The following is a 13,642-nucleotide window of genomic DNA, read 5'->3' on the forward strand; positions in this document are numbered from 1 at the left end:
CCCCACTCACGATCAGCTCGACCGGCATTCCCGCACCGCGCACGAGCAGCGGGCCGACGCCTCCCGCCTCTCACGACCAGCGGGCCGGCGTCCTCCCGCCGCTTACGGCCAGCGGGCCGGCGTCCTCCCGCCTCTCACGACCAGCGGGCCGGGGTCCTCCCGCCGCTTACGGCCAGCCGGCCGACGTCCTCCCACAGCTCACGATCGGCCGGCCGGCGGCAGCCGCTCGTCAGACGACCCGGTGCGACTCTCCATCGTCCCCGGGGCCGCCGCGCTCGGCGCCCAGGTCCGCCCGTTCGTCGCCGCCCAGGGCCTCCCCGCCCTCCCCGCTCTCCACGTCGTGCACTCCGTCCACGTCGTGCAGATCGCCACCTCGGCGGCGGAGGGCCAGTAGTGCCGTGCCCGTCCCGAGCCCCAGCGCCGCCGGGACGGGAAACGTGCCTCCGTGCGCGAACCCATGGCCCGCGAAGTAGGTCAGCGCGCAGACGCTGACCCCGAGTCCCGCCCACATGCGCCAGGCCGCCGCCCCGCGAAGCCCGGCATCGGGCCGGACGGCCCTCTCCACGGAGACCAGCCTCCGCTCCAGCGGACGCAACGCCCGGACGACCCCGGCCAGGACCGTCCCCAGCACCAGCAACCACGGCACGCGCAGGGCCCACCAGCCCGCCGAGCCGTACCGGGGTTCGGGGGCGAGGCCGGTGAGGTAGAATGCGGCGGCGACGATCAGCACGGGCAGCATGTGCCACAGGTAGAGCGTCATGCTGCCGGCACCCAGCACCCGCACCGCGCGTTGCGCCCGGTCCCGTTCCAGCGCTCCGCGGACCGCCGGCGCGATCCACAGCGCCACCCCCACCTGCGCCACCGCCCAGGCCAGCAGGGCCGCCGACGGCGGATCGGTGTTGCTCAGATCCTGCCCCGTCACCAGGATGAGACCGACCGGGAACGGCCCGGGCCCGACGAGCGCGGCGAACACCGCCCCGCCGCCCAGTGCCAGAGCGGCCGGCGTCCGCCGCCCGCGGCCGGTCAGCAGCCCGTCCCGCCAGCAGAAGCCGAATTGGTAGACCACGCCCCACACGAGCAGGTAGTTCACCGCCCCGACGGCCTCGACGAGCCCGGAGCGCGCCGGCCCGGCGGCCGCGACGAGCACGCCGACGCCGAACCCGGCGACGCCCATGACCACGGGCACGCGCAGGCCCCACCGCGCGTGCAGGGCGTACAACGCCGGCGTCAGGGCGCTGAGCAGCAGATACGCCGGCAGGAACCAGAACTGCATGGCCATCGCCCAGCCCACCAGCGCGAGAGTTGCGGGATCCACCCCGAGCGGGCCGCACACGCCGACGGCGAGCAGGACGAGGCCGCTGTAGACGGCCGTGGGCAGCAGCAGGCGCGCCGCCCGCTGCCCCACCCACCCGGCGGCGGTTCCGCCGGCGTCCCGGCTCCGCGCCCAGGAGCCGCCGGCGGCGTGCCCGCCGGCCAGGAAGAACAGCGGCATGATCTGGAAGCCCAGCGTCAGCCACTGCGTTCAGGGCAGGGCGAGCAGCATCTCGGGCGCGGCGAGCGTCCCGTCCGGGCGCCGGACCAGCCCGGTGATCAGCCAGTGCCCCAGCACCACGAGCAGGATCGCCCAGGCCCGCAGGAAGTCGACGTACCGGTCTCGGCTCATGCCCGCATGCTGCCGCCGTCGCCGACTCCCTTACAGGTCAACCGCGTTGTCGCAACCAAGCCGTGCCCTGACGGCACCCCGCGTCGAGCGCCGGGGCCGGTTCCGTCGGGCCCTGCCGCGCTCTTGACGCTCTGAATGTTACCGGTAACATCGATGGTCGTCGGAGCATCACACCGCACCCCCACGACGCCGTGGGCCGTCCGTCCTGGAGTCCGCGTGACCGACCGCCCCACGGCACAGCGCGCCCCGGCCACCGCCTCCCCGTCGCCTGCCCCGGCGGGCCCCGACGCCGCCGAGACCGGCCTCGGCGCCCCGAAGACCGGCCCCGTCTTCACGACGTCCGCCGTGGTCGCGTCCTGCTTCGGATTCGTGCTCATCGGGGCCCTCCAGGCCCTCTACGGTCCTTCGATCCCCGCCCTCCGTGAGGAGTTCGGACTCTCCCCCTCCGCCGCGGGCCTCGGCCTGAGCGCCCACTTCGCGGGCGGGGTCGCCGGCGTCCTCCTCTTCGACCGCCGCTTCGGACGCACCGGCAACCGCCGGATCCTCGCCGTCGCCTACCTGCTGATGGCGGCCGGGGCCGCAGGGTTCGCCCTCGCCCCCGACTGGCCGTTCGCCATCCTCGCGGCACTCCTCGCCGGCATCGGCTTCGGCGGCATCGACTACGGCCTCAACCGACTGTTCGCGACGGGCTTCGGAAGCCGTTCCACCGCGATGCTCAACATCCTCAACGCCCACTTCGGCGTCGGTGCGATCCTGGGTCCGGCCGTGATCGGAGCCGTCGGTTCCGAGCACTACCCGGCCCTCTTCCTGGCCTTCGCCCTGGCCAACCTCCCCCTGCTGTTCTGCCTGCGGGGCGTCAAGGACCACACCCCGCAGCCCGCGTTCGCCGACACCGGGGCCGCCGCCACCGCGTCCGCTGCCACCGCGTCCGCCGACTCCGTGTCCCCTGACACCGGGGGCGCCACGCCCGTAGGGGCCGCGCTGCGTTCCGTCCTCGCCGTCTTCGTCACCCTCTACGTGCTGCACGTGGGCATCGAGGCAGGCGTGGGCGGCTGGGAACCCACCCATCTGGAGTCGGTCGGCTACGGCGCGGGGGCGGCCGCCACCGCGACCAGCGTCTACTGGCTGATGATGACTCTCGGCCGCTTCCTGGCCGCCCCGGTCGCCCTGCGCTTCTCCGCCCAGGCGATCATCACGGTCTCCTGCGCCGGCATGACGGCCTGCCTCCTCCTGGCGGCGATCCCGGACATGGCCCCCTACGCCTACGCCGGCGTGGGTCTCTTCATCGCCCCGATCTTCCCCACCGGCCTGCCCTGGCTCAGCCGGGTCGCCCCCGGCGCCCGCCGGGCCGGCGCGATCGTCATGGCCGCGTCCATGCTGGGCGGCGTGGCTGCGGGCCCGGCACTCGGCAAGATCATCGAGTGGTCGGGCGTCCGGGCCGTCCCCCTCATCCTCGCGGCCGTCTCGGCAGCCTGCCTGGCGGCCACCCTCTGGCTCACCCGGACAACAAGCCGACCTTCCCCCTGAGAGAACCCTGAACGCCGGCCCCCGTACCCGTACCTGTACCCGCAACGGCCGTCGCGCCCGCCCCCGCAGTCGCTGCCGCCCAAGCCGGGTGAGCGGATCGTGACGGCGCGGCCCGTCGCAGCCCATCGCGGCCCGTCGCCCAGCTCCACCCTCCACCCGTACGCCCTCCACCCGTACACCCTCCACCCGCACCCCTTCCACCCATACGCCCTCCCCACCACACGCGCCCCAACCCGCCGGCCCCCAGACGGCGGCCCACCCCCATGCCTCACCCAGGCCCCACCCACGTCTCACCCCGTCCACGTCTCACCCCGCCCCTCACGGCCCTCGCCCCACCCACCGAAGGGACCTCATGCCCGCCCTCGCCACCACCTCCGACGGCTTCCTCCTCCACGGTGACCCCTTCCGCATCCTCTCCGGGGCGATGCACTACTTCCGCGTCCATCCCGACCAGTGGGCCGACCGGCTGCGCAAGGCCCGGCTCATGGGCCTGAACACCGTCGAGACGTACCTCCCCTGGAACCTCCACCAGCCCGAACCCGGCACCCTGGTCCTCGACGGTCTGCTCGACCTGCCCCGCTTCCTGCGCCTGGCCGCGGCCGAGGGCCTGCACGTCCTCCTCCGCCCCGGCCCCTTCATCTGCGCGGAGTGGGACGGCGGCGGCCTGCCCCACTGGCTCACCACCGACCCCGACATCCGCCTGCGCACCAGCGACCCGCGCTTCACGGAAGCCGTCGACCGCTACCTCGACCTCCTGCTCCCGCCGCTCCTGCCGTACATGGCCGCGTCGGGCGGCCCCGTCATCGCCGTGCAGGTGGAGAACGAGTACGGCGCGTACGGCGACGACATCGCCTACCTCAAGCACATCGAGCACGCCCTGCGCTCCCGGGGCGTCGAGGAACTGCTCTTCACCTGCGACCAGACCGCCGGCGACCACCTCCGCAACGGGACGCTGCCCGGCGTCCTCGCCACCGGCACCTTCGGCAGCCGGGTGGAGGAGTCGCTGCGCCGGCTCCGCGAGGCACAGCCCGAAGGCCCCCTGATGTGCTCGGAGTTCTGGATCGGCTGGTTCGACCACTGGGGCGGCCCGCACCACGGGAGGGACGCCGAGGACGCCGCCGCCGACCTGGACCGGCTCCTCGCCGCGGGCGCCTCCGTCAACATCTACATGTTCCACGGCGGCACCAACTTCGGTTACACCAACGGCGCCAACCACCACCACGCCTACGTGCCCACCGTCACCTCCTACGACTACGACGCCCCGCTCACCGAGAGCGGCGACCCGGGCCCGAAGTACCACGCCTTCCGTGAGGTCATCGCCCGCCACGCCCCGGTCCCGGACGAGCCGGTCCCGGCGCCGTCGCCCAAACTCGCCCCGACCACGGTCCGGTTGACGCACCGCACGCCCCTCATCCCGCCGGCCGGCCGCCCGGTCCGCGCCAAGGACCCGCTCTCCGCCGACGACATGGGCCGGCGCGCCGGCTACACCCTGTACCGGACGACCGTCCCCACCCCGGGGCACGGCCTGCTGCACTTCGAGGGGGGAGTGGGGGACCGGGCCCAGATCTTCCTGGACGGCGCTCCGGCCGGCGTCCTGGAGCGCGAACGTTACGAGGAGACCCTGCCGGTCCACGTCCCGCGCGCGGACGCCGTCCTCGACGTGCTCGTGGAGAACATGGGCCGGGTCAACTACGGACCCCGCATCGGCGTCCCGAAGGGCCTGCTGGGCCCGGTCACCTTCATGGGACGACCCCTGCGGGACTGGGACTGCCACGCCCTCCCGCTCGACGACGCCCCCTCCACGACGACCCTCACCGCCACCGACCCGGAGCCCGTCGCCCCTGAGAGCGCGCCCACCGGGACCCTCACCTCCCGGGTCCCCGTCCCCGAGGCCTTCGCCTCGTCCGGGCCCGCCTTCCACCACGGCACCTTCGACGTGCGGACCCCGGCCGACGCCTTCCTGTCCCTCCCCGGCTGGACCAAGGGCCAGGCCTGGATCAACGGCTTCCACCTCGGCCGCTACTGGAACCGCGGCCCCCAGCGCACCCTCTACGTCCCCGCCCCGATCCTGCGCAGGGGCGTCAACGACCTGGTCCTCCTCGAACTGCACGGCGCCACGACGTCCGACGCCCACCTCACCGACGTCCCGGACCTAGGCCCGACGGGCCCCTGACCCGCCCCGTCCCGCCTCCCTGTCCCGCCCACGTCCTCTGCCCCCCTCTTCCACCCCTCCTTCCGCCCCCTCGCCCGTTCGCCCGTTCGCCCGCCCGATCACCCCTCCGTCCGCCCGGTCACCGCCCGGCCTATCCTGTGGATCCGCCGGGCGGTTCAGCACGACTGCCCGGACAAGCCCGCCCCGCAAGCGGAACCCTCCCCACCCCCGCCCGGGCTCCGCCGCCCTGTCCGGCCAGTCCACAGGAAGAAGCCCCCACCATGACCGGTAGCGCTGCCGACGGCCCGGCGCCCAGGGGACGCAGCAGACGCAACTTCGCCGGAGCCCGCCCGGTGATGGATGACGTCGCGAAGCTGGCGGGCGTCTCCAAGCAGACGGTCTCCCGGGTGCTCAACGACCACCCGGCCGTCCGCGCCGAGACGAGGGAGGCGGTCCGGACGGCGATGCGCGCGCTGGGCTACCGTCCCAGCAGCAGCGCCCGCTCGTTGGCCAGCGGCCGTACCCGCATGCTCGGCGTGATCTCCTTCGACGCGGCCCGCTACGGCCCCGCCTCGACCCTGACCGCGATCAACACCGCGGCGCAGGAGGCGGGCTACCTGGTGAGCTCGATCGCGCTGGACACCGCGGACCGGGACACGGTGGTGCGGGCCGCCGACCGGCTCTCGGCGGAGGGCGCGGACGGCGTGATCGCGATCGCCCCCCAGGTCCGGCTGGCGCGCGCCCTCGCGGAGGCCCACCTCGACACCCCGCTGGTCGTCATGGACAACGACCTCGGCGACGGCACCCCCATGGTCACCTCCGACGCGCGTACCGGCGCCCGCAAGGCGACGCGGCACCTGCTCTCCCTCGGCCACCCCACGGTCCGCCACCTCGCCGGCCCGACGGGCTGGACGTCGGCGGACCGCCGGGCGGACAGCTGGCGCGCCACACTCGAGGCGGCGGGGGCCGAGGTGCACGTTCCCCTCGTCGGCGACTGGAGCGCGGACTCCGGCTACGACCGGGGCCGCGAACTGGCGAAGGACCCGGGCCTGACCGCGGTCTTCGTCTCGAACGACCAGATGGCTCTCGGCGTGCTGCGCGCCCTCCACGAGGCGGGCCGCCGCGTCCCCGAGGACGTCAGCGTGGTCGGCTACGACGACATCCCGGAAGCCGCCCACTTCCTTCCCCCGCTGACCACGATCCGCACCGACTTCACCGACATCGGCACCATCGCCCTGCGCGTCCTCCTGGCCCGGATCGACAGCCCGCCCCAGCCCTCCCGGGCGCCGGAGCCCTCCCTCACCCTCATCCCGGTCGACCTGCGAGTGCGCCACAGCACGACAGCCCCGCCCCGCTCACACCCACGGCACCCGACCGTCTGACGTGCGACCGTCTGGCGTGCGACCGTCTGGCGTGCGACCGTCTGATGTGCGGGTGTCTGATGTGCGGGTGTCTGATGTGCGGCCCGACGGCCTTCGGATCTTGGGGCCTGCGCGCCCGCGGGCCCACTGGCGGCTGTCCCGGCGGACGGCCGTCGGCTCACGAGGGCTCGTCGATCCGGTCCTTCGCCCACCACAGGAACGCGGCGGAGTGCTGCTGGTTGGCGAACCCGTCTCCGACGAGGGTGTGCAGAAGGTCGTTGCTCCAGAAGACGAGCCGGCCGAGGGTCCAGTTCACCGACTCCGGTGCGGGCAGCTCCAGTCCGTAGACGATCCGCGCGATCTCGCGCTTGCCGCCCGCCTCCGTCGTGTACTTGAGGATCGACAGAAAGCGCTCGGGCTCCACCACGCAGAGCACCCTGGTGAGCAGGGCCTCCTTGAAGCCCGTCATGGCGAACGGCTTCGCACCGCTCAGCAGGTGGTCCAGCCGGTCCTCGCGGGGTACGTCGTCGGGTCCGTGGAGGAGGTACCCGACGGTCTGCCGGGTCGACTCGGCGGCCGCGTCGTCGCCGAGGGCGTTCCACGCGCTGTTGAACGTGGCCTGGTTGCCGGGGTGCGCTCCGACGTCGGAGTTCGCGAAGTCCTTGAGGGCCCTCGGATCGCACGTGTACAGCCCTTCGCGGGAGAAGATCCGCCGGTACTTCTCCCAGTAGGCGGCCACGTCGGGATCGAAGCCAGGCCGGGTGGCGAGGTAGCGGGCCTTGAGCCGGTCGACGCGTTCCAGCACCCCGGGCTCGACGTCCTCGGCCTTCGGGAAGCGCGCCTTGAGATCGACCAAGGAGCGAGGAGGCTGCTTCCTCGGCTCGGCGAGCGCGCCGTGCTCCCACTCGTAACCGCACCGGTGCCTGACGCGCCGACGCCCGCCCTCGAGCCCGCGGACCAGCTCGATGTCCTCATCGTCGCTGCACAACGGGCACATCGCCAACGCCATGGCCACCCTCCCCTACGGTGCCGCAGCGCACCGTGAACCAGAACACGCGGCGCCACCGGAAGCCGCCCTGTGACGGCGGAGACGCGCACACCGGCCGCGCGGTTCGCCGACCACGGAGGAGGGAGGGCGTCGGAACGGCCGGACCGCATCGCAACGGCAAGGTACGGCCGACACGGCCCCCACCGCACCGTGTAGCGTGGCGATCTTCGGTCGGCGAAAGCCGGACGGAGTCCTCGAAGGCCGGGCATCTCATGCACCTCGGGCACCTCCAGCATCTCGCCGCGCGCCGCCGCCTCGGCGCCGCCCTGGACGGCCTCTCCGCCGTCTTCCACGGCATGACCGCACATCGGGACGAGCACAACTGCTCATGCCACTGGGGCAGCGCGGAAGAGGTCTCCCTCCTCAAGACCCCGGATGTGGAACTGGAGCCGGACCTGCTGCGACGGACCTGGGAAGCCGTCGACTGGAGCGATCACGCGGCCGTGCTGCGCCGTATCCTGCCGCAGTTCGCCACGGCCCTCGTCGCCGGCCGTGTGCGAGCCCTGTCCGGGCTGGAAGAGGTCGGCTACTCCCTCGCCCGCGGCCGTTGGCAGCAGTGGCCCGACGAACAGGCCGACGCCGTGAGCGAGTTCCTGCACGCCTGGTGGGTGCAGAGCCTCACCGACCCGGACGCGGCCGTCCCGGCGCACCAGGTCTTCGCGATGTGCGCCGAGGCGTCCGGAACGCTCGGCCCCTGGCTCGCCGACTGGGAAGAGCACACCGGGCCCCTCAGCGACCGACGTCTCGCCGAAGCGGTCGGGGAGTGGACGTACGAACTCCTGGGGGACGGCCTGCCGTGGTGCGTCCACTGGCACGAGCACGACGAGGACGAGCTGCGCGCCGAACTGGTCGGCTGGCTGCTCGGCCACGCCGCGACGCGACTCCGCGCGTCGGACGCACCGGCGGACCTGCGGCACCGGATACGGCTGCTCGGCCTCACCGGCGAGGCCCGCTGGACGGATCCCCACTGGCCCGGCCACCGCTACTGACACCGACCCACCCCGGCCGGCCCGGCGGTGGTCCGGGCTGCCGCCCCGGGTGGGGAACCAGCCTGCTGCCGCCCGTTCGGGAAGCCGGCCGCGGCGTCAGTCGTCGTGGCCGAGGCCGCGGTCGGGTGCGCTCATGTCCCCCGTCAGGGGGGTGCCCTCGGCGCGTCCGTAGCGCAGGTACACGGTGCCCTTCGGACTGGTCGCCGGCGGTTGCAGGAGGGTGACGTTCATGGGCACCGCGCCACCGTCGAACACCTTCTTCCCGACGCCGAGCACGATCGGGTGCACCCAGAGGTCGAGACGGTCGAAGAGCTTCTCCCGCAGGAGCGTCTGCACCAGGTCCAGGCTCCCGACGACCTTCACGTGCTCGTGCCGGTCACGGATCTCGCGCACCGCGCCGGCCAGGTCCGGGCCGAGGTGCGTCGACCCCTCCCACGAGAGGTCGGGCGTGCCGCGGGAGGCGACGTACTTCGGGACGCTGTTGAAGAGCGTGGCGATCTCGTTGTCCACGCCGCCCTTCTGGTGCGGCCAGTACGCGGCGAAGATGTCGTACGTCCGCCGGCCGAGCAGAAGGGCGTCCGTGCCCTCGTACGCGGCGACGATCTGCGCTCCGGCGACCTCGTCCGACAACGGCGCCTGCCAGCCGCCGAACGGAAACCCCACCGGGTCCTCGTCCGGGCCGCCGGGTGACTGCGCGACGAGGTCCAGTGACGCGAACATCTCGATGTCGATGAGGCCCATGCCTTGCTCCCGATGAGTCACGAGTTCCGTCTGTCTCGGTCGGCAGGTAGACCTGTGGACCCGGGCGAACTCATCGCCGCGACGGCACCGACTTCGTGGTCGTCGCCCGCCCGGTACCGGGACACCGCACCGGCACTCACTCCCCCCTCACGATAGAACACGGGCCGCGTCCCGACCCGGTGAAACCCCGCCCCGGGCGTCACCGCAGGTCACCGGCCGCGGCCGCCGTCAGCTGCAGCGCGCCCGTGGAGAGTCACGCGGGCACGTCCGCCGCTGCTCCGCCGCGCTGCTCCGCCGCATCGTCCGCCGCGCTCGTCCACCGCGCTGCTCGTGGCCGGGGTGCGGCTAGTGTCGTCGTCAAGTGATCAGTCACGACGGGGGTGGGCACGGATGACGACCTGGCAGGAGTTGCAGGCCGAGGTGGCAGACCGGCTGGCCGCCGCGTCCCCGGACGAGCGCGTGGTGTTCGCCGTCGGGGTGGCCGAGCGGCTGATGCGGGCCCAGGAGGCTCTGCCGGCCCATGAGCAGGCGGAGTACGCCCTCGGCCTCCGACCGACGCTCAACGCCCTGTGGGAGGCGGCGTTGGGCAATGCGTCGGCGTTCGGAGAGATCAAGCACGGGCTGGGTGAGCACCTTCTGAGCGAGTACTGTCACAACGACGGGCAGGCCGGCCCCGGTGACGCCGACGAACCGGCCGCGGCCGCCGTGCTCCACACCGCGGTGGCCTACCTGTTCGGCGCAGGCGATCCGGTCCCGTTGGTCAGCAGCCGCGCCGTCCAAGCCGCGGACGCCCGCTCGAACGCCGGTGAGCGCGCGAACACGGGCGAGCGACTGAACAACAGCGACAGCAACGCCGTCGACCCTGACGCAATGCTCACCGCCGAACTGCACCGTCAGCTGCGTGACCTGACCCTGATCCGTCAGCACAGCGCGTCCTTGCGCCACGCGAGGCTGGGCCTCGACATCGACACCTCCGCCCGACTGCACCGCGCTCTCCGCATCCCCCTGTCGACCGTCGAGACCGACGCGTAGCCGTCGCCGTCGCCGTCGCCCGCAGCCCGACACCCCGCAGGCCAGGGAGCCGCATCCCACAGCGCCGCACCGCACGTTGGCGGCGTGACACCCTGCCGCGCGAGCTCGATACATGTCACCCCATATGTGTCGGTAGCCCCTTCTAGGATGGGTCGAGGGGAACTGGGACCGACTGGGCGGGCAGGGTGCGCGAGCGTGACACAACTGGTGGGCAGAACAGCGGAACTCGCGCGGCTCGACGCCCTGTTGGCCGGCCCGGACCTGCCCGACGCACCGGCGGTGGTCGACATCGCCGGCGAGCCCGGCATCGGCAAGAGCCGGTTGCTCGGCGAAATCTGCGCCCGGGCCCGCCGACACGGACTCACGGTGCTTCGCGGCCGCGCCACGGAGTACGAACAGCACGTCCCCTTCCAGGCTTTCACCGACGCGCTCGCGGACGTCGACCCCCGTGTCGTCGCCGCGGATCCCGGACTCCCCGAACTGGAGTGGGTGCTGCACGGCATCCGGCAAGCGGCGCCGGGCGGCACGTCCGACCCGGGCGCCGTCGCCCGCTTCGGACCGCACCGGGCGATCAGCGCGTTCCTCACCCGCCTGGGCGAGCGAGGTGTGGTCCTGGCCGTCGACGACCTGCACTGGGCGGACCCCGCGTCACGGGAACTCGTGGATCACCTGATCCGGCACCCCGCCCGCGGACGGGTCCTCCTGGTAGTGGCACGGCGGGCCCGGCAGACGCCCACGTCCCTGACCGCGGCCCTGGCACGCGGCACCGGCAGCGGAGACGTCCTGCACCTCGCGCTGGGCCCGCTCCCCGAGGAGGAGTCCATCCGGACGTTGGCCGCCGACGTTCCCGGGCGCGAGGCGAAGCAGCTGTACGCCGCCAGCGAAGGCAACCCCTTCTACCTGCTCGCACTGCTGCACGCGTACCGCGGCGGAGCCCGACTGCCCAGCGTCCTCACCCAGCCCGACGCGACGGACGCGGTCGGCGTGCCCCACGGCCTCGCGGTCCTGCTGCTCGACGAGCTGACCGCGCTGACCGGGCCACAACGCCGAGTCGCCGAGGCGGTGGCAGCACTGGGCGCTCACGCCACACCCGCCATGGTGACCGCGGCGATCGGCCTGCCACCGGGGGAGCCGACGGAGGTGACGGAACAGATCCGCGCCCTCGCGGCGCGGGACGTGCTGCGCGCCGCGCCGGGCGGCAGATGGGTGCTCCGCCACCCGCTCGTACGGGCCCTCGTCTACGAGAACATCGCGCCGGGGCGGCGTGCCCGGCTTCATCGTCGGGCTGCGCGGGCACTGGCCCGCAGCGGTGCTCCGGCCACCGAACGGGCCCACCACGTCGCACGGTCGATGACCGGCTGGGACGCCGACGCGGCCGCCGTGCTGGAGGAGTCCGCCGCCCAGTGCGCGTCGACCGCGCCCGCCACCGCCGCCCACCTGCTGCACGTCGTCCTCGCGCACCTGCCGGACACCCCCGAGCACGAGAGACGGCGAGGCGAACTCGTCCTGGCACGTGCCCGGGCGCTCGGCGTCAGCGGCGGTCTCCGCGAGAGCCGCGATCTGCTGCACCACCTGATCGAGACGTCGGGCAAGGACCTTCTCCCGCTGCGCACGGAGGCCGTCGCCTGGTGCGCCGTGATGGAACGGCACCTCGGCCACTCCCCGGAAGCCACCGCTCTGCTGCGCCGCGAGCTGTCCCGCCGTCCGAGCCCGTCTCCCGGGCAGGCGGTCTCCCTCAGGCTCGCCCTCGGCATGTCCGCCCTGCTGACGGCGTCCTACCCGGAGGCCCGCGCGGACGTCGCGGAAGCCGTCTCCCTCGCCCGAGCCGGCGGCGACTGCGCGGGAGAAGCGGCCGCCCTCGCCCTGGCCGCCCTGGGCGAGGCGTACGAGGGCGAGACGGCCGCGGCCGTCCGGTTCACCGACGCCGCGTCCCGGCTCACGGACGCGCTGACCGACCCCGGCCTCACCGACCTGTGCGAGTCGCTGAGCTGGCTGGCCTGGGCGGAGGTACTGCTGGAGCGCTACGAGGACGCCGAACGGCACTTCGGCCGGGGGCTCGACATCGCCCGGCGCGGCGGCCGGCTCCACGTCCTGCCGCACCTGCTGACGAGCAAGGCATTCGTCCACCTCACCACCTGCCGTCTGCCGTCCGCGCTGGAGGCGGCCGAGGAGGCGGAGACACTCGCCCGGGCCGCGGGCAGCCCCGACCTTCTGGCCTTCACCCTCGCCATCAAGACGCTGGTGCTGCTGCTGTGCCGTCCTTTCGGGGACGTCAGCGCCCTGACCACCGCAGAGGAGGCCGTCGCGGCGACCAGCGGGACCAAGGGCTGGTGGCCCGCCCTGGCGTGGTGCATGCTCGGGCACACGACGTTCGTGAGCGGCGACGCGCACCGCGCGCAGGAGGCCATCACGACGGCCGGCGGGGGCCGCGAACTCCCCCTGCTGCAACCGTCGATCCGCCCGGGGCAGCTCGACACGCTCACCGCCGCGGCCCTCGCCACGGGCGACCTCGGCCAGGCCCGACGATGGGCCGCACAGGCGGCGCGCGAGGCCGACCGGCTCGGACTCGGCGGCCAGCGCGCGGCCGCCCGCCGAGCCGAGGCATCGCTGGCCGAACACCGCGGCGACACGGACAAGGCCGTGCGCCTCCTCGACGCGGCCGCCCAGGAGTACGCCCGCTGCGGCCAGCGCCTGTGGGAGGCGTACTGCCTGCTCCGCGCGGCGCCCCTGGTACAGCGCAGCGGCCAGAGTGAGCGCGCCGCCGCCCTGTGGCACCGCGCCCACCGCATCGCCCTCGCCGGCGGAGCTCGTCTGCTCGTCGACCTGGCCGAGTTGGTCCGCCCCGAGGTCGTACCCCGGCCGCCCGCGGTCCCGGCGGAACTGGCGGGACTGACGGCACGTGAGGTGGAGGTCGCCGGTCTGCTGGCGGAGGGCCTGAGCAACCAGGACATCGCCGCCCGGCTCCACCTCAGCCGACGCACCGTCGAAACGCACCTCTCCTCGGTCTATCGCAAGCTCGCCGTGCCGTCCCGTTCGGCGCTGACCCGCCTCATGACCCGCATCGGCCTGGGCGTCGGCTCATGAGCCAGGCGTGATCGGGTGCGCATCGCGGCCTGGGCGCGCCGAAGA

Annotated in this window: 10 protein-coding genes; 6 read left to right on the forward strand and 4 right to left on the reverse strand. The window is 73.7% G+C overall.

Annotated elements, in window-relative coordinates:
* Positions 1-229 precede the first annotated feature (229 nt).
* Both QF032_RS26560 and QF032_RS26565 read right to left on the reverse strand, forming a co-directional pair.
* Entirely contained in the window at positions 230-1,492 is a 1,263-nt protein-coding gene (locus tag QF032_RS26560) for an acyltransferase family protein (protein WP_373430386.1), read from the reverse strand.
* Between the two features lie 30 nt (positions 1,493-1,522).
* Positions 1,523-1,663: a hypothetical protein gene (locus QF032_RS26565; protein ID WP_307057743.1), complete on the reverse strand. Its 141-nt coding sequence runs from the start codon at positions 1,661-1,663 to the stop codon at positions 1,523-1,525.
* 345 nt (positions 1,664-2,008) lie between these two features.
* On the opposite strand from QF032_RS26565, the gene QF032_RS26570 reads away from it, so the two are divergent.
* The 3 genes from QF032_RS26570 (at position 2,009) to QF032_RS26580 (ending at position 6,724) form a co-directional block, all read left to right on the forward strand.
* Positions 2,009-3,190 (forward strand): MFS transporter, encoded by a 1,182-nt coding sequence (locus QF032_RS26570; RefSeq protein ID WP_373430494.1) that lies wholly within the window; start codon positions 2,009-2,011, stop codon positions 3,188-3,190.
* 352 nt (positions 3,191-3,542) lie between these two features.
* Positions 3,543-5,363, forward strand: coding sequence for a glycoside hydrolase family 35 protein (locus tag QF032_RS26575; RefSeq protein ID WP_307057747.1), 1,821 nt, complete (start codon positions 3,543-3,545; stop codon positions 5,361-5,363).
* 260 nt (positions 5,364-5,623) lie between these two features.
* Positions 5,624-6,724 carry a LacI family DNA-binding transcriptional regulator gene (locus QF032_RS26580; RefSeq protein ID WP_307045898.1) on the forward strand — a complete coding sequence of 367 codons (1,101 nt, stop codon included), beginning with the start codon at positions 5,624-5,626 and terminating at the stop codon, positions 6,722-6,724.
* 157 nt (positions 6,725-6,881) lie between these two features.
* Here QF032_RS26580 and QF032_RS26585 read toward each other — a convergent pair whose 3' ends face one another.
* A complete protein-coding gene (locus tag QF032_RS26585; protein WP_307057749.1) occupies positions 6,882-7,712 on the reverse strand; it encodes a hypothetical protein in 831 nt (276 codons plus the stop codon).
* Positions 7,713-7,963: 251 nt separating this feature from the next.
* Between QF032_RS26585 and QF032_RS26590 the strand changes: the two genes are divergently transcribed.
* Complete coding sequence (locus tag QF032_RS26590; RefSeq protein WP_307045901.1) at positions 7,964-8,740, forward strand: hypothetical protein; 777 nt, start codon at positions 7,964-7,966, stop codon at positions 8,738-8,740.
* 96 nt (positions 8,741-8,836) lie between these two features.
* Here QF032_RS26590 and QF032_RS26595 read toward each other — a convergent pair whose 3' ends face one another.
* Positions 8,837-9,481: a dihydrofolate reductase family protein gene (locus QF032_RS26595; protein WP_307057751.1), complete on the reverse strand. Its 645-nt coding sequence runs from the start codon at positions 9,479-9,481 to the stop codon at positions 8,837-8,839.
* A 390-nt stretch (positions 9,482-9,871) separates the two neighbouring features.
* Here QF032_RS26595 and QF032_RS26600 point away from each other — a divergent pair, with 390 nt between their 5' ends.
* Together QF032_RS26600 and QF032_RS26605 are read left to right on the forward strand one after the other, a co-directional pair.
* Positions 9,872-10,513 (forward strand): hypothetical protein, encoded by a 642-nt coding sequence (locus QF032_RS26600; RefSeq protein WP_307045904.1) that lies wholly within the window; start codon positions 9,872-9,874, stop codon positions 10,511-10,513.
* Positions 10,514-10,708: 195 nt separating this feature from the next.
* Positions 10,709-13,597: a helix-turn-helix transcriptional regulator gene (locus tag QF032_RS26605; RefSeq protein ID WP_307057753.1), complete on the forward strand. Its 2,889-nt coding sequence runs from the start codon at positions 10,709-10,711 to the stop codon at positions 13,595-13,597.
* Positions 13,598-13,642: the final 45 nt, after the last annotated feature.

Origin of the sequence: Streptomyces achromogenes (genome assembly GCF_030816715.1) — a bacterium.
Lineage (GTDB): Bacteria > Actinomycetota > Actinomycetes > Streptomycetales > Streptomycetaceae > Streptomyces > Streptomyces achromogenes_A.

Excerpts from the sequence above, each read along its gene's own strand:
- QF032_RS26565 (WP_307057743.1), bottom strand. The coding sequence starts at position 1,663 with ATGAGCCGAGACCGGTACGTCGACTTCCTGCGGGCCTGGGCGATCCTG.
- QF032_RS26585 (WP_307057749.1), bottom strand. The coding sequence starts at position 7,712 with ATGGCGTTGGCGATGTGCCCGTTGTGCAGCGACGATGAGGACATCGAG.
- QF032_RS26600 (WP_307045904.1), top strand. The coding sequence starts at position 9,872 with ATGACGACCTGGCAGGAGTTGCAGGCCGAGGTGGCAGACCGGCTGGCC.
- QF032_RS26560 (WP_373430386.1), bottom strand. The coding sequence starts at position 1,492 with ATGCCGCTGTTCTTCCTGGCCGGCGGGCACGCCGCCGGCGGCTCCTGG.
- QF032_RS26595 (WP_307057751.1), bottom strand. The coding sequence starts at position 9,481 with ATGGGCCTCATCGACATCGAGATGTTCGCGTCACTGGACCTCGTCGCG.
- QF032_RS26575 (WP_307057747.1), top strand. The coding sequence starts at position 3,543 with ATGCCCGCCCTCGCCACCACCTCCGACGGCTTCCTCCTCCACGGTGAC.
- QF032_RS26590 (WP_307045901.1), top strand. The coding sequence starts at position 7,964 with ATGCACCTCGGGCACCTCCAGCATCTCGCCGCGCGCCGCCGCCTCGGC.
- QF032_RS26580 (WP_307045898.1), top strand. The coding sequence starts at position 5,624 with ATGACCGGTAGCGCTGCCGACGGCCCGGCGCCCAGGGGACGCAGCAGA.